This is a genomic window from Alteromonas gracilis (assembly GCF_043642145.1).
Taxonomy (GTDB): Bacteria; Pseudomonadota; Gammaproteobacteria; order Enterobacterales; family Alteromonadaceae; genus Alteromonas; species Alteromonas gracilis_B.
Genome location: NZ_JBHZRZ010000003.1, coordinates 397,735 through 415,131 on the forward strand (window position 1 = coordinate 397,735; position 17,397 = coordinate 415,131).

Annotated in this window: 18 protein-coding genes; all 18 read left to right on the forward strand. The window is 45.5% G+C overall.

All coding sequences use genetic code 11. From position 1 onward, the window contains the following. Positions 1-26 precede the first annotated feature (26 nt). The 18 genes from fliH (at position 27) to ACHUFN_RS08790 (ending at position 17,397) form a co-directional block, all read left to right on the forward strand. Positions 27-809 carry a flagellar assembly protein FliH gene (fliH, locus tag ACHUFN_RS08705; RefSeq protein WP_394221953.1) on the forward strand — a complete coding sequence of 261 codons (783 nt, stop codon included), beginning with the start codon at positions 27-29 and terminating at the stop codon, positions 807-809. Continuing rightward, entirely contained in the window at positions 802-2,139 is a 1,338-nt protein-coding gene (fliI, locus tag ACHUFN_RS08710; protein ID WP_394221954.1) for a flagellar protein export ATPase FliI, read from the forward strand. The genes fliH and fliI overlap by 8 nt, the downstream gene beginning before the upstream one ends. A gap of 76 nt (positions 2,140-2,215) precedes the next feature. Continuing rightward, the gene (fliJ, locus tag ACHUFN_RS08715) at positions 2,216-2,662 is read left to right on the forward strand and encodes a flagellar export protein FliJ (protein ID WP_394221955.1); all 447 of its coding nucleotides are present in this window, start codon (positions 2,216-2,218) and stop codon (positions 2,660-2,662) included. 343 nt (positions 2,663-3,005) lie between these two features. Beyond that, complete coding sequence (locus tag ACHUFN_RS08720; RefSeq protein ID WP_394221956.1) at positions 3,006-5,234, forward strand: flagellar hook-length control protein FliK; 2,229 nt, start codon at positions 3,006-3,008, stop codon at positions 5,232-5,234. Between the two features lie 137 nt (positions 5,235-5,371). Further along, a complete protein-coding gene (gene fliL / locus ACHUFN_RS08725) occupies positions 5,372-5,908 on the forward strand; it encodes a flagellar basal body-associated protein FliL (protein ID WP_394221958.1) in 537 nt (178 codons plus the stop codon). A gap of 27 nt (positions 5,909-5,935) precedes the next feature. Continuing rightward, positions 5,936-6,994: a flagellar motor switch protein FliM gene (gene fliM, locus ACHUFN_RS08730; RefSeq protein WP_394221959.1), complete on the forward strand. Its 1,059-nt coding sequence runs from the start codon at positions 5,936-5,938 to the stop codon at positions 6,992-6,994. A 17-nt stretch (positions 6,995-7,011) separates the two neighbouring features. Further along, positions 7,012-7,419, forward strand: coding sequence for a flagellar motor switch protein FliN (gene fliN, locus ACHUFN_RS08735; RefSeq protein ID WP_394221960.1), 408 nt, complete (start codon positions 7,012-7,014; stop codon positions 7,417-7,419). Between the two features lie 28 nt (positions 7,420-7,447). After that, entirely contained in the window at positions 7,448-7,900 is a 453-nt protein-coding gene (gene fliO, locus ACHUFN_RS08740; protein WP_394221961.1) for a flagellar biosynthetic protein FliO, read from the forward strand. After that, the gene (gene fliP, locus ACHUFN_RS08745) at positions 7,893-8,648 is read left to right on the forward strand and encodes a flagellar type III secretion system pore protein FliP (protein ID WP_394221962.1); all 756 of its coding nucleotides are present in this window, start codon (positions 7,893-7,895) and stop codon (positions 8,646-8,648) included. Before fliO ends, fliP begins: the two co-directional genes overlap by 8 nt. Before the next feature lie 8 nt (positions 8,649-8,656). Continuing rightward, a complete protein-coding gene (fliQ, locus tag ACHUFN_RS08750; RefSeq protein ID WP_394221963.1) occupies positions 8,657-8,926 on the forward strand; it encodes a flagellar biosynthesis protein FliQ in 270 nt (89 codons plus the stop codon). Positions 8,927-8,938: 12 nt separating this feature from the next. Then, positions 8,939-9,718, forward strand: coding sequence for a flagellar biosynthetic protein FliR (gene fliR, locus ACHUFN_RS08755; protein WP_394221964.1), 780 nt, complete (start codon positions 8,939-8,941; stop codon positions 9,716-9,718). Positions 9,719-9,725: 7 nt separating this feature from the next. Further along, entirely contained in the window at positions 9,726-10,850 is a 1,125-nt protein-coding gene (gene flhB, locus ACHUFN_RS08760; RefSeq protein WP_394221965.1) for a flagellar biosynthesis protein FlhB, read from the forward strand. A 195-nt stretch (positions 10,851-11,045) separates the two neighbouring features. Continuing rightward, the gene (gene flhA, locus ACHUFN_RS08765) at positions 11,046-13,145 is read left to right on the forward strand and encodes a flagellar biosynthesis protein FlhA (RefSeq protein WP_394221966.1); all 2,100 of its coding nucleotides are present in this window, start codon (positions 11,046-11,048) and stop codon (positions 13,143-13,145) included. 29 nt (positions 13,146-13,174) lie between these two features. Continuing rightward, on the forward strand, positions 13,175-14,587 hold the full coding sequence (gene flhF / locus ACHUFN_RS08770; protein WP_394221967.1) for a flagellar biosynthesis protein FlhF: 1,413 nt from the start codon (positions 13,175-13,177) through the stop codon (positions 14,585-14,587). Positions 14,588-14,592: 5 nt separating this feature from the next. Then, complete coding sequence (locus ACHUFN_RS08775; protein WP_394221968.1) at positions 14,593-15,459, forward strand: MinD/ParA family protein; 867 nt, start codon at positions 14,593-14,595, stop codon at positions 15,457-15,459. Beyond that, the gene (locus ACHUFN_RS08780; protein ID WP_394221969.1) at positions 15,456-16,187 is read left to right on the forward strand and encodes an RNA polymerase sigma factor FliA; all 732 of its coding nucleotides are present in this window, start codon (positions 15,456-15,458) and stop codon (positions 16,185-16,187) included. The genes ACHUFN_RS08775 and ACHUFN_RS08780 overlap by 4 nt, the downstream gene beginning before the upstream one ends. A gap of 36 nt (positions 16,188-16,223) precedes the next feature. Beyond that, entirely contained in the window at positions 16,224-16,607 is a 384-nt protein-coding gene (gene cheY, locus ACHUFN_RS08785) for a chemotaxis response regulator CheY (RefSeq protein WP_012517682.1), read from the forward strand. A 34-nt stretch (positions 16,608-16,641) separates the two neighbouring features. Beyond that, the gene (locus ACHUFN_RS08790) at positions 16,642-17,397 is read left to right on the forward strand and encodes a protein phosphatase CheZ (protein WP_394221970.1); all 756 of its coding nucleotides are present in this window, start codon (positions 16,642-16,644) and stop codon (positions 17,395-17,397) included.

The window sequence follows — 17,397 nt, forward strand, 5'->3', positions numbered from 1 at the left end:
GTCACTCATTTGGCCTAGGTAAAGATATGACTGCAAAAAAAAGTTTCAGTGAAAATGAAGTAAATGAAGCTAAGAAGTGGGACTTACCGTTTGTCGACGACTCTACTGCACCTAGGGGTGATGAGCCGACAAACGCATTGAATAAACGCTCAGATTGGAAGTATGAGCCACCAGAAGTAGAGGAGGAAATTAAACCTCCTACAGCTCAAGAAATTGAGGCAATTCGTCAAGCTGCCTATGAAGAAGGGTATCAAGAAGGCAAAGAAAAAGGCTTCGAAGAAGGGAAGGCCGAAGGTCTAGAAACGGGCCTAGCAGAAGGACTGCAGCAGGGCCATACTGAAGGTCTAGAGAAAGGCTTAGATGAGGGTAGGCAGCAAATGGCAACACAGGCCGAAGTTTGGCAGATGCTTGCAGATAAGCTCCACGATCCGTTATCTCAAGCGAATGACGAAACCCGGGATCAGCTAGTCAAACTTGCTGTGGCATTAGCTAAAGCCGTCATTAAGACCGAAGTTAGCACCAATGAGAAAGTTATCCTTCAAGCGCTTAGCGAGGGTATTAAAGCACTTCCTATTAATCAAACTGACTACCAAATTCACATGCATCCTGACGACATTGACGTTGTTAATACTCACTATGGCAGTGATGAAATAGAGAAAAAAGGCTGGAATTTTGTTGAAGCCCCCGCGATGGAGCGCGGTGGATGTGACATCACAACAGCTCAAAATGCCGTTGACGTGTCAGTTAATCGTCGTTGTCGCGATGTTATCGATAAATTTTTATTGAATCAGGGCCTGTCAGATGACTAGTCCATGGCAGAACCATTTCGAATCGCTGACCAAGCAAGTGACGTCTGTGCCTGTCGTTGCCGCCGGCAAGTTAGTGAGAGGTATCGGCTTAACCCTTGAGGCTGTAGGTTGTCAATTGCCCGTTGGAAGTCAGTGTTTAGTGCAAACAGTTGAAGGTGAAATTGAAGCGGAAGTGGTGGGCTTTGGTGACGATATTACCTACTTGATGCCAACCGAGACTGTGCGCGGTATTGTACCGGGCAGTCGCGTTATGCCGTTAAATCGTCAAAGCGGTTTACCCGTGGGCATGGATTTACTAGGACGAGTTGTCGATGGTAACGGTCAGCCACTCGATGGACTCGGAGAGATTAACGCTGAAGCCAGAGTGCCTACAACACGCCCGCCTATGAACCCACTTATTCGTCGTCCTATCAGTACGCCAATGGATGTTGGCGTACGCGCTATCAACGCGTTAAATACTGTAGGCGTGGGGCAGCGAATGGGGCTATTTGCAGGCAGTGGTGTGGGTAAGAGTGTGTTGCTTGGCATGATGACACGAGGCTGTGAAGCTGACGTAGTGGTGGTCGGTCTTGTGGGTGAGCGTGGCCGAGAAGTGAAAGAATTTATTCACGAAATACTCACAGAAGAAGAGCGCCAGCGCGCCGTAGTGGTTGCAGCTCCCGCTGACACTTCGCCGTTAATGCGACTTAAAGGGTGCGAGACAGCGGTAACCATCGCCGAGTATTTTCGCGACAAAGGCATGAAAGTGCTGTTACTTATCGATTCACTCACTCGTTACGCCATGGCGCAGCGTGAAATTGCGCTGGCTGTAGGTGAGCCCCCAGCCACAAAGGGCTATCCACCTTCCGTATTTGCTAGGCTTCCCGCACTTGTAGAGCGTGCCGGTAATGGTAGCGAACGGCAGGGGTCAATTACTGCGTTTTATACGGTACTCACCGAAGGCGACGACTTGCAAGACCCTATCGCAGATGCTGCTCGCGCCATTTTAGATGGGCATGTTGTTTTATCGCGCGCTTTGGCCGATAGCGGTCATTACCCAGCAATAGATATAGAGGCATCAATTAGCCGTGTTATGCCAATGGTGGTCAGTGATGAGCATCAGCTCATGGCGCGCCGTATTCGACAGGTCTACTCAAACTACAAGCAAAACCAAGATCTTATTTCAATTGGTGCATATGCCAAAGGCTCTGACCCGCGCATTGATTTAGCTATTCGCGCTGAACCCGCAATCAATGCATTCTTGCAGCAAGGCATGAAGCAAGTTCTGCCTTACGACGAGAGTCTCGAAGGTATGGCCGCGCTGGCGAAAGGTTTGGGGCAAGGGCAATAGCGTATGGCTGATATGGCACTGAGCGACAGCATTGTAGGGTTTGGCATCTTATCGGCACGTGATGAGGTAAAACGCTATGTCTAAGCAGCTTATACGTTTAGCTGAATTTGAAGAGGAAAAAGAGCAGCGAGAAGCCCGCTATTACAAGCAAGCGCTACAAAACGTTACCCAGCAAAAGCAGAAATTAACAAGCCTTGAGCAATACCGAATTGATTATATAAAGGGCATTCAGCAATCGGGGCAAGCTGGTGTGACCGCTACCTATTATCAGCAACACCTATCATTCGTTGGAAAACTCGATAAAGCCTGTGAGCAGCAAATGCAAGTTATTGCGCGTGCTCAGATGGCGGCTGACCAACGTAAGCAAATGTGGCTGAAGCAACAGCAAAAGGTAAAAGCGGTAAATCTGTTACTGGATAAGAAAAAAGCCGCAGAGCAGAAAAAAGAAGCGAAAGCAGAGCAGGCCATGATGGATGAGTTTGCAACACAACGTTTTTTTAGAGCTAAAAACTCGCCGTTTTAAAATTTTTGCCATTTCGCTCTTTAAAGTAAGAGTTTGGCCCAACCTTTGCAAACTCAAATCATAATGTACCAACATTTGCTTTTTACCTAAAGACACGTGTTGCTTGCAATCAGAGTAGCACTGATGATTAACGCGCAAAGTTAAGAGAGCGCTTAGGAAAATACGAGCAGGTATATTATTACAATAAATGCCGATACATGATGATAAGTTATTGTAATGAATTGAATTGTTGGTGGTGTAACAAATGCCTCAGGCGCTAGTGATGTTTAAAGCTACGCAGCGTTTGTTTCGAATTAACGACTTCGTAAACGAAGACGATTTAAATGTAGGACGGTAGGACCTTATGCAACAAGTTGCCGCACAAAAAACAGACATTGCCGCATTACCTTTTTCTGCTTCTAGCACTGCTAAGGCAGTAGAAACGGGTATTGGTGCTCAGCAAAGCGCGAATAGCGAGAACAACCAAGCATTTAATCGACTATATCAAGAAGCGAAGTCTTCAAAATCAGACTTTGTCTTAGGTGACAGCGACAGCCGCGATACTCACACGCCCACTAAAAATCAAGAATCTGGGAAATCTGTTGCGTCTTCTAGTAATTACGCCGCCGCAGAAAAGGACCCTGAACCCGGTCATTCACATCTTCCTGGCAATGGTGAATCGTCTGATGTCCCTGACGACACGTCTAACACAGCCAATTCCCAAAACAATGAACGTCATGAAATAAACGGCGATGAAGACCTCGCAGCGGCCGAAGTTGATGAAGGTCACGCAAAAAGTGAACAGCGGGGGATGACGGAAAAAGGCTTCGTAGTTGGCGAAGGAACTAAAAAGGCTCCCGAAACAGATATTATTACCGTGCCGGGAAGCCCTGATGCGAAGCCTGACAAGGGTGATAGTTCAGAGCCAGATTGGATTGCGTTTGTAGAGACAGTTACAAACCGCCTAAGTAGCGACGCTTCAACGGTTGCAAGCCCTCGACACGCTAATACAGGCGAAACATCAAACAATGGTTTTAATGAGATAATTGCCGGTGAAGCCGCAGAGGTTATTTCAGTTAAAGAGGCTGGAAAGTTGTGGAAACTACCTGATCATGTCGATGCTAGCGATGCGCCATCTGTGTTGACTCACTTTCTTTCGCAGCTTAATAGCGAAAGCGATGCTGAAAGTGTATCGCTGGAGTCACTGTCAGATGAGGCACAACAGACTCTAAGTGCGCTCACGGCGCTACTGTTTGGCGAAAACGCAGAAAGTGAATATAACGAGACGAATAAAAGCGCGGATTTTTCGGGGGGCTTTTCAGGTAACGATGCTTCAGCAACCGAAGCGCTACAAAACGAAAGTTCATTGAAAGACTTGATTGCGCAGCTTCTAAATACACAGGGCAAGGAAAACGCAGAGCAATCCAATGGTTCATTAAAGAGCAGCGATGTGGATTCAGGTACAGAAATGACCCCAGAAGAATCACTTGTGCTCAGCCTTATTACTGATGAGCTGAATAATTCACAATCTTCGTCATTAACTGACATAGTCGCACAAGCACAAGATGCGTTGTCTGAAATTTCAAGTGATGTGACACGCGTAGCAACAAGCAATAAAGAGACTAATGCTTCAGTCGGCGGAGCTAACACTTCTTCGCCTACTGCTGGGGGAGGAGAGAGCGCACTTTCTCAAACCGAGTTTGCACAGTCTAAGGTACCAGATGACTTACTAAGTGTGATAAGTGAGTTATTACCTCAAAGCGCACAAAAAGCGACTGAGGCGTTCGCTGAACGAATGGTTTCAGCTATGCCTAGTGGTCAGCAACAACAGACTGTGAAGGCCAACATTATCGCTGGTATCAATGAATTTCAGCAGCAAGTTCAGCAAGGCAGAGAGCCAGGCATTGACTTATCAGCCATTGTGGCAGATGCCGCAAAAGAAGCGGCGGTAAGTTCAGAGGTCGTAGCCTCAATGACGTCACGAGTGGACAATCAAGCCAGTCAATTCTTGAATTTAATGACGCAAACCCAAGCAAGTACTCAACACGCAGTTGCCAGTTTAAGCAACCAAGTCGAAACAGTAATGCAGGAAAACAATCAACTTCGCACTGAGGCGTCAAAATCTCAGCAGCAGTTTGAAGGGTTCGACAAAGCCGTCAATATTCATAAACCCGAGGGGCAACAACAACTAAATGAAAAAATTCGTTGGATGGTTAATGCGCGCAACACCATGGCCGAAATTCGGCTAGATCCCCCCGAGCTTGGCAGCATGCAGGTTCGTGTAAATGTAGCGGGTGATGCCGCAAGCGTAAGTTTTGTGGTTCAATCTCAGCAAGCAAAAGATGCACTTGCAGATGCAATGCCCAAACTACGAGACATGCTTTCTGAGCAAGGCATTGAGCTGGGTGATGCACAAGTAAGAAAAGATAATTCGTCTGGCGAGAATGGCCAGCAACTTGCAGGTAACAATCGTCAAGGGCAAGGTGACGGAAATCGTGGTAACAATGACGGCCTTGACGACATGGATGGGACGCGCGTTATAGAGCAGCCAGTAACGCGAGCCGCTAAAGGTGGTATTGATTTCTATGCTTAGACTCGGAGCAGTTGGAATTTGGTGAACATTCAGCTTGAAATTTGTACATCAATAAGCAACTGGCTGTCACAATGGCATTGCGATTTTCGATGGAACCTTGATAATACGGTTTTCCAAGAACGACTGATGAGTTACACATGGCTGATGAAGAATTACAAGTAGAAGAAGGCGGCAAGAAAAAAGGCAAATTGATGTTAATCATCATAATCGCCGTAGTCCTCGTTGGGGGCGGTGCAGCAGCCTACTTTTTGCTTTTTGCTGGGGGAGATGAATCTGCTGCTGAACAGTTAGCAGAAAACGATGCCGCAGCGGCATCTGCTGCGCCAGCGAGTTCTGCTGGAAAGGCTGAAATGGGGACAGCACTTTATGTAGCAATGCCAAGACCGTTTGTATTTAATGTGCCGGGAGCTGGACGTGACCGTTTAGTACAAATAAAAGTGCAATTGCTAGTGCGTGGCTCTGACAACGAAGAGCTGGCTAAGACGCATATACCGCTAATTGAAGGTACACTACTACAGGCTTTTAGTAATTCAAACGCTGACGATTTGGTCACGGAAGCTGGAAAAATTGAGCTTCGTGAACAAGCAGCGAGTGAAGTACAAAAAGCATTAAAAGACATTACGGGCAGCGATGTTGTTGAGCGCGTATTGTTTACTGGTTTTGTCATGCAGTAATGCATTGGCTTTGTAAGGTAGAAGACGGTGAGTGATTTATTATCTCAAGATGAAATCGATGCCCTATTACACGGGGTAGATGATGTAGAAGAAGATGAGGTCGGCGAAGGCGACTCTGATGCTTCTACGCTCGAGTACGACTTCTCCTCGCAAGACAGAATTGTGCGTGGGCGAATGCCTACGCTTGAAATCGTGAATGAACGATTTGCGCGACACATGCGTGTGAGTTTATTCAATATGATGCGTCGTTCGGCTGAAGTGTCGATTAACGGTATTCAAATGATTAAATTCGGCGAATACATTCACACGTTATTCGTGCCGACCAGTCTTAACATGGTGCGTTTCCGTCCCCTAAAGGGCACGGGACTGATTACGATGGAAGCCCGCTTGGTATTTATCTTGGTGGACAACTTCTTTGGTGGCGATGGACGTTACCATGCAAAAATCGAGGGCCGCGAATTTACGCCTACAGAGCGACGTATTATCCAAATGCTTCTGAAAATAATTTTTGAAGATTATAAAGAGGCGTGGGCCCCGGTGATGGACGTGTCGTTTGAGTACTTAGACTCAGAGGTCAACCCTGCAATGGCTAACATTGTTAGCCCCACCGAGGTTGTAGTAATAAGTTCGTTCCATATCGAGCTAGATGGGGGCGGTGGAGATTTCCACGTGTCGTTGCCATACTCAATGCTAGAACCCATTCGTGAATTGCTAGATGCAGGTGTTCAAAGCGATAAAGAAGATACGGACTTACGTTGGAGCAAGGCGCTTCGCGATGAAATTATGGACGTTAAAGTGGCATTAACTACGCACATGCTGGATGTTGATGTACCGCTTCGCGATGTGATGGAGTTCAAGCCAGGCGATATCATTCCGGTTGAAATGCCTGAAACCATCACCGTACTAATTGAAGATTTACCTACGTTCAGAGCCAAGTTAGGTCGCAGTCGAGATAATTTGGCGCTGAAAATTGTAGAGAAGATTGCAAGACCGACTTCAGTGAAGTCTGAGCTACAGTTATTAACCCGCGGTGGGCGCATTATCGATAATGACGCAGAACTGCAAGTACTCGAAGAAGACCTGTAAGGTAGAGGGGAGTTCCCATGAGTGAAGACGGTATGGACGATTGGGCAGCGGCAATGGCCGAGCAAGCCGAATCTGAAGCGGAACAAGACGCTGGCGAAAACGAAGATGTTCAAGTTGCTGAACTTGACGAATTAACTGACGATGCGCCAATTACGCAAGAAGAAAAGAAAAAGCTAGATACAATCCTAGATATTCCAGTGACAATCTCGATGGAAGTAGGTCGTAGTCAAATTAGTATCCGAAATCTGCTACAGTTGAACCAGGGTTCTGTGGTGGAGCTGGATCGTGTTGCCGGTGAGCCACTAGATGTATTAGTAAATGGCACGTTGATTGCTCATGGTGAAGTAGTAGTGGTCAACGACAAATTCGGTATTCGATTAACGGATGTTATTAGTCAAATTGAGAGAATTAAGAAGCTCAGATAAAACTTCTTATAAACTAAGGGGTTGCGCAATGCTGCCCCTTTTATTCAGTGAACTGGCCTTAGCGCAGTCAACGCAGTCAATCACTAATCCCACGTCGGTACTGTCAATTTTCCTTTCTTTACTTGTCGTTGTTGGCGTTATTTTCGCCCTTGCTTATGTGATGCGTCGATTTAATGTCACTGCGATGGGTGGCAATCAAATGAAAGTCGCGGCAAGTATGGTTGTTGGCACAAAAGAAAAAATTATGGTTATTCAGGTGGGCGAAGAGCAGCACCTTATTGGCGTAACCAGCCATAATATCTCTCATTTAAGCAAATTAGATAAGAATCTCGATGTGCCTGTGAAAGGTGTAAACAAAACCACAGGCGAGCATCAAAATGGTGCCGATGCGTTTAAGCAAAAGTTGGTTGCAGCCATGGCGGAAAAGCTTAACCCAAACTTAGAAAAGAATGATTCAAAGGAAAAAGCGAGAGATGCGTAAGTTTGCTTGGTTACTAACCTTACTACCGTTATTGTTTATTATAGAGCCTGCGTACGCGCAGCAAGGGATTTCAGCGGTTACTGTTACCACTAATCAAGATGGAACCCAAGACTATTCAATGACACTTCAGGCGCTGTTTATCATGACAGCGCTTAGCTTAATTCCTGCTTTCATCATGATGATGACGTCATTTACTCGCATTATCGTGGTTCTGTCGATACTAAGGCAAGCGATAGGACTACAACAGTCACCCTCTAATCAAATTCTGATTGGGGTTAGTTTGTTCTTGTCATTGTTCATTATGGCGCCAGTGTTTGAAGAGGTGAATGAGAGGGCGTTGCAACCTTATCTGAATGAGGCTATGACGAGTAAAGAAGCATTCGAGCAAGCCAAAGGCCCAATGCGCGCGTTTATGCTTTCGCAAACGCGAGTTAAAGATTTAGAGACTTTTGTGCGTATTGCTGGTGATGAAGGTAAATACGCCGACACTGACGAAGTGCCGCTCACGATTCTCATCCCCGCCTTTGTGACCAGCGAACTTAAAACGGCTTTCCAAATTGGCTTTATGCTGTTTATTCCGTTTCTTATTATCGATTTGGTCGTCGCCTCTATTTTGATGGCAATGGGTATGATGATGCTATCACCTATGATTGTATCTTTGCCGTTTAAACTGATGCTCTTTGTACTTGTTGATGGCTGGAACCTTATTTTTGGTACGTTGGCGACCAGTTTTGGTATGGGCGTCTAGGAGGGCTTATGTCACCAGAAGTCTTTGTTGAAATACTACGAGAAGCCATGTTTATGGTTATCGTCTTGGTGTCAGCTGTTATTGTACCCAGTCTAATCGTGGGTTTAGTTGTTGCCGTATTCCAAGCGGCGACCAGTATCAATGAACAAACAATGAGCTTTTTACCCCGTCTGCTTGTCACGCTCTTGGCACTGAGTTGGGGAGGGAATTGGCTAGTTCAACAGATAATGGATTTTACTTTTAGAATGGTTGATATGATCCCGCAGGTAGTAGGGTAACGGTCTTTAATTGTGGAATTCGAACTAGCGACCATCAATCAATTTCTTGCCGACATGCTGCTTCCTTTTATGCGGATCAGTGGCTTGTTTGTAGCAATGATTGGATTGAGCGCAAAATCTATTCCGCCGCAAGTTAGAGCGTTGTTGGGCATCATGTTGACGCTCATCATCATACCAGTGGTTCCGCCTTCTCCAATAGAGAATTTGGTCGATGTAGGCACATTCCTAATTGTAATTCAGCAATTACTTATTGGAATTGCTATCGGCTTTATTTCAATGATGGTACTGAACACCTTTGTTCTTGCTGGGCAGATTATCGCTATGCAAACGGGATTGGGGTTTGCTTCAATCGTCGACCCTGTAAATGGCATAAACGTGCCTGCGGTTGGCCAGTTTTACTTAATTTTAGCAACCTTGCTATTTTGGACACTTGATGGCCACTTGTCTATGATCCACATGATTGTGATGAGTTTTGAGGCTTTCCCGATAGGCGAGGCTTGGTGGACAGGCGATCAATTCCAAGACATAGCGCATTGGGCGGGATGGATGTTTGTCTCTGCAATTACGCTATCTCTCGCGCCTATTGTCTCACTGTTAATCGTTAACCTAGCATTCGGTGTAATGACAAAGGCAGCGCCTCAGCTGAACATTTTCAGTATTGGTTTTTCCATTGCACAGGTAATGGGGTTATTAATTATCTGGATAACGTTAGAAAACTTTACCGCGCATTTTGAGACTCAATGGTTTAGAGCCGAACAGTTTATGTGCGAGCTTCTGAACATTTGTCCGTAGGACTGACATGGCAGATTCAAGCGAAAAAACAGAAGACCCCACGGGGAAAAAACTCGAAGACGCCCGAAAAAAAGGGCAGCTGGCCCGATCTCGAGAGTTATCGACAACGCTAGTATTGATAGTCAGTGCGTTTATGTTTCTTTTGGTAGGCGGATGGGTTGCAGAGTCTGTTTATAAGCTTACGCGGCGCATGTTTATACTTTCCCGTGACGAAACGTATGACATTACTCATATGTTTAGCGCTTGGGGAGAAGCACTGTCTGCGGTAGCGCCTGCTGTGCTGCTATACATGATAATAGCCATGATCGCAGGGATTTATGGCTCTATAGCGCTTGGCGGCTATAACTTTACGTGGGAAGGCGCCAAGTTCAAAGGCTCTAAAATGAGCCCCATTCAAGGTTTCAAACGCATGTTTGGAATGAACGGGCTAGTTGAGTTACTAAAGTCTATTGCAAAAGTTGTTGTGATTATTGCCATGGCGATAGGCGCGCTATTGTACTTTGAAAATGAAGCGCTGCATTTAGACATGGAGTTATATCCGAGAAACATTTTCCATGCCCTTGATATGCTCCAATGGGCGTTTCTCATTCTTGCGTGCGGCATGATTCCTATTGCCCTTATTGATGTGCCTTATCAAATTTATAAGCACAATAAAGAAATGAAAATGACCAAGCAAGAGGTTAAAGACGAGCGTAAAAATGCAGAAGGCGACCCAATGGTAAAGGGACGAATTCGACGATTACAATATCAGGCTGCAACTAAGCGAATGATGCAAGAAGTGCCGCAAGCTGACGTGGTCGTTACCAACCCGACGCATTTCTCGGTTGCCATTAAGTACGATGAAAAGGGAATTAGAGCACCAGTTGTTGTTGCAAAAGGCGCTGATGAATTGGCAATGCATATTAGAAAGATTGCCACTGCTAACGATGTTCCGTTAATTCCCTCTCCTGTGCTGGCCCGCGCTATTTTCTATTCGACAGAAGTAGATGATGAAATACCCAACGCTTTATTTATGGCGGTCGCCCAAGTGCTTGCCCACGTCTATCAGTTAAAAGCACACCGAGCAGGGAAAGGTAAGCGACCTAAACCGCTCAAGCGTGATTTGCCAATTCCACCGGAGTACCGCCATTAACACATCGTGTTAGCTGCAATATTTTTTGATTGAATGATTAGGGTAATCGCATTGACCAACGGGTCGGCGTTCTCAAAAAACGTAATGAGAAATCTACACTTCTTTCGCTTCAATACACAAAGCTGGCACGTTAGTTGAAAACCACCTGTCAGATTTATGTAAAGCGTCAATTTTCTGATAGAGAGACACCAAGCCATGCAGTTATCCGGTTATCTTCAGCGATTCGATAAAAATCAGCTGCAAAACTTTACCAGTGGTTTAGGCGCGCCTATTGTTCTTCTGGCTATCATGGGCATGGTTATTCTACCCATGCCGCCATTCCTTTTGGATGTGCTATTTAGTTTTAACATCGCCTTATCTTTGGTCATTATATTGGTAGCTGTATTGACGCAAAAGCCAGTAGATTTTGGCATCTTTCCACTCGTGCTTTTAATAGCAACCGTATTGCGACTTGCCTTGAACGTGGCTTCTACCCGTGTGGTGCTTTTATACGGACACGAAGGGGGCGATGCGGCAGGTAAAGTTATCGAGGCTTTTGGGGCCGTGGTAATTGGGGGTAATTACGCGGTAGGTATTGTTGTATTCGCTATTCTGCTTATTATCAACTTCAAAGTAGTAACCGCAGGTGCTGGTCGTATATCAGAGGTAAGTGCTCGCTTTACGCTAGATGCTATGCCCGGTAAGCAAATGGCAATTGATGCAGATTTGAATGCTGGCTATATCGACCAAGACCAAGCCCGTAAACGTCGTGAAGAAATTACCGCTGAAGCCGACTTCTATGGCTCTATGGACGGAGCGTCAAAGTTCGTAAAAGGTGATGCAGTGGCGGGCCTTTTCATCATGCTCATCAATATTGTTGGTGGCCTTTTTATCGGCATGATCCAACACGACCTCAACTTTGGTAACGCCATAGAAATTTATACCATTTTGACCATTGGTGATGGTCTTGTTGCACAAATTCCATCATTGCTATTGTCTGTAGCAACGGCAATTATCGTTACCCGTGAAAATGAAACTCAAGAAATGGGTAAAGAAATTCGCGGTCAGCTAGGCAACACTCAAGCACTTTACATTGCCTCGGGTGTGTTGTTTGTAATGGGAATTATTCCTGGCATGCCTCATATCGCGTTTTTGGGCTTTTCATTCTTAATTGCTGGGTTCGCTTACTGGCAGTCTGTGCAAGAGAAGAAAAAAGCCGCTGAGCCAACCGTGCCTGATAATGTCGTAAAAGACGAATCGGTTGCACCTGAAGTGAAAGAGCTGGGTTGGGACGATGTTCAGCAAGTAGATACCATTGGGTTGGAAGTAGGTTATCGCTTGATCCCACTTGTTGACAAATCGCAAGGCGGCGAGTTGTTGACGCGTATAAAAGGGGTGCGTAAAAAGCTTTCGCAAGAACTTGGCTTCCTCATTCCACCTGTGCATATTCGCGATAACTTAGATTTAGAACCCAATACATACACCATCGCCATGCTAGGCGTAACTATTGGCGATTCCATCATTAGTCACGATGAAGAGCTTGCAATCAATCCAGGGCAGGTATTCGGTAAACTAGAAGGACGCGTAACCAAAGACCCTGCTTTCGGTTTAGATGCAGTATGGATTAAGCCAAATAAACGCGAACACGCTCAAACACTTGGCTATACAGTGGTTGATGCAGCGACAGTTGTAGCAACTCACTTAAGCCAATTGCTCACCAATAATGCATATCAACTACTTGGGCATGAGGAAGCGCAACAGCTGCTGGACATGCTGGCTAAGCAACACCCTAAATTGGTTGAAGGTTTAGTGCCAGATATTCTGCCCTTAAGTACGGTAGTTAAAGTACTTCAAACGCTTCTATTTGAAGGCGTGCCAATTCGCGATATGCGTACCATTGTTCAAACGCTTAGTGAATATGGAACACGTAGCCAAGATCCAGACGTACTGGTGTCTGCGGTGCGTATTGCCCTTAAACGTCTTATCGTGCAGGAAATCACGCAAGGGGCAAAAGAGATACCTGTCATAACCTTGGCGCCAGAGTTGGAACAGATGTTGCACCAGTCACTTCAAGCAGGTGGCGAAGATGGCGCTGGCATAGAGCCAGGTCTGGCAGATAAGCTGCAGAAATCATTGCAGCAAGCCAGTCAGCAGCAAGAGTTAGAGGGAGAACCTGCAGTACTCCTTACCTCAGGCATGCTACGACCCGTTCTGTCTCGCTTCTTAAAGTATTCTGTTGTTGGGCTTCACGTATTGTCATACCAAGAAGTGCCTGACGACAAACAAATAAAAATAGTCAGTTCGGTCGGTCAATAATCTGACACTGGGTGATTGGAGAGGTTGCAATGAAAATTAGACGTTTCTTCGGCAAAGACATGCGTGAGGCGTTAAGCCAAGTAAAAGCTGAATTGGGCAGTGATGCGGTAATTATGTCAAATCGCAAAGTCGCTGATGGCATTGAGCTTGTTGCAGCCTATGATAAAGAGCCAGAGGCAAAGTTAGCTGTACCTAAACCAGCGCCAAAAGCACCTGGTCAAAAAACAATGCCAAGTTTGAGTGAAATCATTGGTGATGATGGCCCTGATAGCTTAAAAGCATTGCTTGAGAAACAGCACGGCGCTTCACCTTCAGCTGTGGCCTCTTCACAGCCACAAGCGCCCGCTAGTGCGCAGCCGATGTCTGCTAACGCCAAACATGCCAACGAAATTGCGTCACACTTAGACTTTTCTGAAGCGTTCTTAGATGACGTTGAGAACCAGCAACCTAACCACGATCTTAGCGACCAAGGTGTATACCCCGAACATCAAGCTTCAAGCATAGGTGAGACGCCGGCAACGCAATCTGCAGAGCTTGCTCAAATTAAAGAAGAATTGGCGTCGCTACGCGATGTGTTGCAGTATCAAGTTGCTGACTTGATGGAAGCGAAAAACAAGCGTCAAAAACCTGTTCATCAATATTTAGTGACCCGCCTAACAGACATGGGATTAAGTAGCGCACTGGCTAAACAGCTAATTAGTTATACCCCCGCGCATTACAATGAGCGTGATGCATGGGCGTACCTTCTTAACCTATTGGCTAATCGCATAAATGTGACAGGAAACGATATACTTAGTTCACAAGGTGCGGTTGCATTAGTAGGACCAACTGGAACGGGTAAAACAACCACGGTAGCAAAGCTAGCCGCGCGCTATGCCCAAAAGTATGGGGCAGAGTCTGTTGCCATGATTACTATTGATACGTATAGAATTGCAGCCTATGAGCAACTTGCGACATACGGAAAAATTATTGGCTGTACGGTTAGAAAAGCGCAGACTAGCGAAGAACTTGCGGATTTACTATTCCAACTTCGCCATAAGCGACTAGTATTGATTGATACGGCTGGCTTTAGTCAACGCGACTGTCGGTTAATTAAACAAATTAGACAATTTGATAACGGTCAAATGCCTAATGTGAAAAAATATTTGGTTGCTCAGGCAAATACGCAATACCCTGCTTTGCAGAGAATCATCCAGGCGTATGATGATGTCGAACTAAGTGGCTGTATTTTCACAAAGTTAGATGAGTGCTACTCTTTGGGGGAGGTACTTAGTGCAGCGGTTGAATACCAATTACCGGTTAGTTATGTCACCGATGGTCAAAAAGTACCTGAAGACATTAAGATTGCAGAAGCGAAATCTTTAGTTTCCGCTGCTGCAAAGCTTTATAAAAAGTACGGTTTGAATCATACTAGTGGTAACAACGCAATTAAAACAGCATAAGCAGTATGATTGACGACCAAGCGAGTAGCTTAAGAAAAATGAAGCAATCACGGTTAATCAAAGTAATCGCCGTCACCGGTGGTAAAGGTGGCGTAGGTAAAACAAACATCACACTCAACACCGCTATCGCTATGGCGAAGCAAGGTAAACGTGTCATGGTTCTCGATGCAGACCTCGGTCTGGCAAATGTAGACGTTATGTTAGGCCTGCGCGTAGAAAAGAATCTGGCACATGTACTTTCGGGAGAATGTACATTAGATGAGGTGCTAGTTACCGGCCCCCACGGAATTAAAATTGCCCCTGCCACGTCAGGTACGCAATCAATGGCCGAGTTGTCTCCTACACAGCATGCGGGCTTGATTCGCGCTTTTAGTGAACTGCGCTCACAGATAGACGTGCTGATTGTAGATACCGCAGCGGGCATTTCCGACATGGTGTTGAGCTTTTCAAAAGCATCACAAGACATTATGGTTGTAGTGTGTGACGAGCCGACATCGCTTACTGATGCCTACGCCTTGATAAAAATTCTCAACAGAGAGCATGGCGTTTTTCGCTTCAAAGTCGTAGCCAATATGGTTCGCGATGTGCGAGAAGGGCAAGAATTATTTAGTAAGTTGAGTAAGGTAACAGGGCGTTTTCTCGATGTTGCACTAGAATTAGTGGCGACAGTGCCATTTGATGAGAATATTCGCAAAGCCGTGCGTAAACAGACCGCTATTGTCGACGCTTATCCCGGTTCTCCAGCGGCTGTTGCAATCACACAACTGGCAAGTAAAGCCCTTACGTGGCCCATACCAGCTCAGCCTGGTGGTCACTTAGAATTTTTTATTGAGCAGTTAGTTGCAGAAAAAGCCGTAGGAAATCAGCGTTGAACAGCAAGGCAGCCGCTTATCAACAACAAACCGATAAGTCGCAGTTAGTCGAAAGACATGCGCCTTTGGTTAAGCGTATAGCGCATCATTTGATAGCGCGATTGCCTGCAAGTGTGCTTGTTGACGACTTGATTCAATCAGGCATGATAGGCCTATTGGAAGCTGCACGAAATTTTGACGGTTCAAAAGGTGCAAGTTTTGAGACCTTTGCAGGTATTCGCATTCGCGGTGCTATGCTAGATGAAATACGCAAAGGAGACTGGACGCCGCGTTCAGTACACAGAAATGGTCGCGCCATCACACAGGCTATTTCTCAGGTTGAGAGCGAAACGGGCCGAGATGCCAGAGATTCTGATATTGCTGATAAGCTTAATGTAAGCTTACAGGACTATCACCAAATGCTTAATGAAGTAAATGCCGGAAAGCTGGTTGGTATTGAAGATTTAGGTGTGTCTGAAGATGTTATTTCGACTGAACAAAATCGGGGTAGCGACGCACCGTTAGAAGATTTGATGCAAGGGGCTTTTCAAAAAGCGCTCGCCCATGCCATTACGACATTACCTGAGCGAGAAGCGATTGTACTTTCGCTGTATTATGATGAAGAACTAAACCTAAGAGAAATTGGTGAAGTTCTTGACGTGAGCGAGTCGAGAGTCAGTCAGATTCACAGTCAGGCCATGTTAAAACTCAAATCACGAATGAAGTCGTGGCAAACTGACGAAGAATAGAAATTAATAACAATTAACCCCTCACTGGAGGCTATTTTGGACAAAAGCATGAAAATTCTTGTGGTTGACGATTTTTCTACCATGAGACGTATCATCAAAAACCTATTAAAAGATTTGGGTTTTTCCAACATCCAGGAAGCGGATGACGGAAGCACTGCATTGCCTATGCTACAGCAAGGTGATTTCGATTTCGTTGTTACCGATTGGAACATGCCGGGTATGCAAGGTATAGATTTGCTTCGCGCTATCAGAGCCGATGACAAACTTAAGCACCTTCCAGTACTTATGGTTACAGCCGAAGCGAAAAAAGAACAAATTGTTGCCGCAGCGCAAGCCGGTGTTAATGGCTATGTAGTTAAGCCGTTCACAGCAGCAACACTTAAAGAAAAATTAGATAAAATTTTCGAACGTTTAGGTTGATCCAGACGCTCACCAGAGATATGAGGTTTACTGGATGTCAACGAATGTAAACGTTCCAATTTCGTTGGAAGAAGCAAAACAACTTGTCGCTTTTCTAGAAGAAGGTGACAACGCTTCGGCTAACGCCCTACTTGAAGCTGCCTCAATGAAGGAAAATGTTGAGTTGTTTGCTGAGGTAGGGAAATTGACACGTCAACTCCATGACGCGCTCAATAACTTTCAAATAGACGATCGCATCAAAAATCTTGCAACTGATGATATTCCCGATGCGCAGACCCGCCTAACCTATGTAATTGAAGAAACAGAAAAAGCTGCTAATACTACTATGGATGCTGTTGAAGCGAGCATGCCTATTGCAGAAATGCTTTCAGCACGTATCGATAAAGTAATGCCAGAGTGGAAAAAGTTAATGAATCGCCAGATTGAACTAGGCGAATTTAAGGCACTTTGCGCAGACTTAGACGAATTATTGGAAGAAGGTTCCACACAGTCAGCTAAACTAACACAATTACTCACCGAAGTATTGATGGCTCAAGGCTACCAAGACTTAACGGGTCAGGTCATTCGTCGCGTTATCGACTTGGTTAAAGAAGTTGAAGATAGTTTGGTTAACATGCTGACCATGTTTGGTGAACGCGAAGGTACAGAACAAGCTAAACCTTCTAGCGTTAAGGCCGATAAAGTTGATGGTGTAGAGGCAGAGGGCCCAATCATTGATGCCGACCAGCGCGACGACGTTGTGTCTGGCCAAGATGATGTTGATGACCTTCTGTCTAGCTTAGGTTTTTAA

Excerpts from the sequence above, each read along its gene's own strand:
- fliI (WP_394221954.1), top strand. The coding sequence starts at position 802 with ATGACTAGTCCATGGCAGAACCATTTCGAATCGCTGACCAAGCAAGTG.
- fliJ (WP_394221955.1), top strand. The coding sequence starts at position 2,216 with ATGTCTAAGCAGCTTATACGTTTAGCTGAATTTGAAGAGGAAAAAGAG.
- fliL (WP_394221958.1), top strand. The coding sequence starts at position 5,372 with ATGGCTGATGAAGAATTACAAGTAGAAGAAGGCGGCAAGAAAAAAGGC.
- fliN (WP_394221960.1), top strand. The coding sequence starts at position 7,012 with ATGAGTGAAGACGGTATGGACGATTGGGCAGCGGCAATGGCCGAGCAA.
- ACHUFN_RS08720 (WP_394221956.1), top strand. The coding sequence starts at position 3,006 with ATGCAACAAGTTGCCGCACAAAAAACAGACATTGCCGCATTACCTTTT.
- flhB (WP_394221965.1), top strand. The coding sequence starts at position 9,726 with ATGGCAGATTCAAGCGAAAAAACAGAAGACCCCACGGGGAAAAAACTC.
- fliH (WP_394221953.1), top strand. The coding sequence starts at position 27 with ATGACTGCAAAAAAAAGTTTCAGTGAAAATGAAGTAAATGAAGCTAAG.
- fliP (WP_394221962.1), top strand. The coding sequence starts at position 7,893 with ATGCGTAAGTTTGCTTGGTTACTAACCTTACTACCGTTATTGTTTATT.
- flhA (WP_394221966.1), top strand. The coding sequence starts at position 11,046 with ATGCAGTTATCCGGTTATCTTCAGCGATTCGATAAAAATCAGCTGCAA.
- flhF (WP_394221967.1), top strand. The coding sequence starts at position 13,175 with ATGAAAATTAGACGTTTCTTCGGCAAAGACATGCGTGAGGCGTTAAGC.
- fliO (WP_394221961.1), top strand. The coding sequence starts at position 7,448 with ATGCTGCCCCTTTTATTCAGTGAACTGGCCTTAGCGCAGTCAACGCAG.
- ACHUFN_RS08790 (WP_394221970.1), top strand. The coding sequence starts at position 16,642 with ATGTCAACGAATGTAAACGTTCCAATTTCGTTGGAAGAAGCAAAACAA.
- ACHUFN_RS08775 (WP_394221968.1), top strand. The coding sequence starts at position 14,593 with ATGATTGACGACCAAGCGAGTAGCTTAAGAAAAATGAAGCAATCACGG.
- fliQ (WP_394221963.1), top strand. The coding sequence starts at position 8,657 with ATGTCACCAGAAGTCTTTGTTGAAATACTACGAGAAGCCATGTTTATG.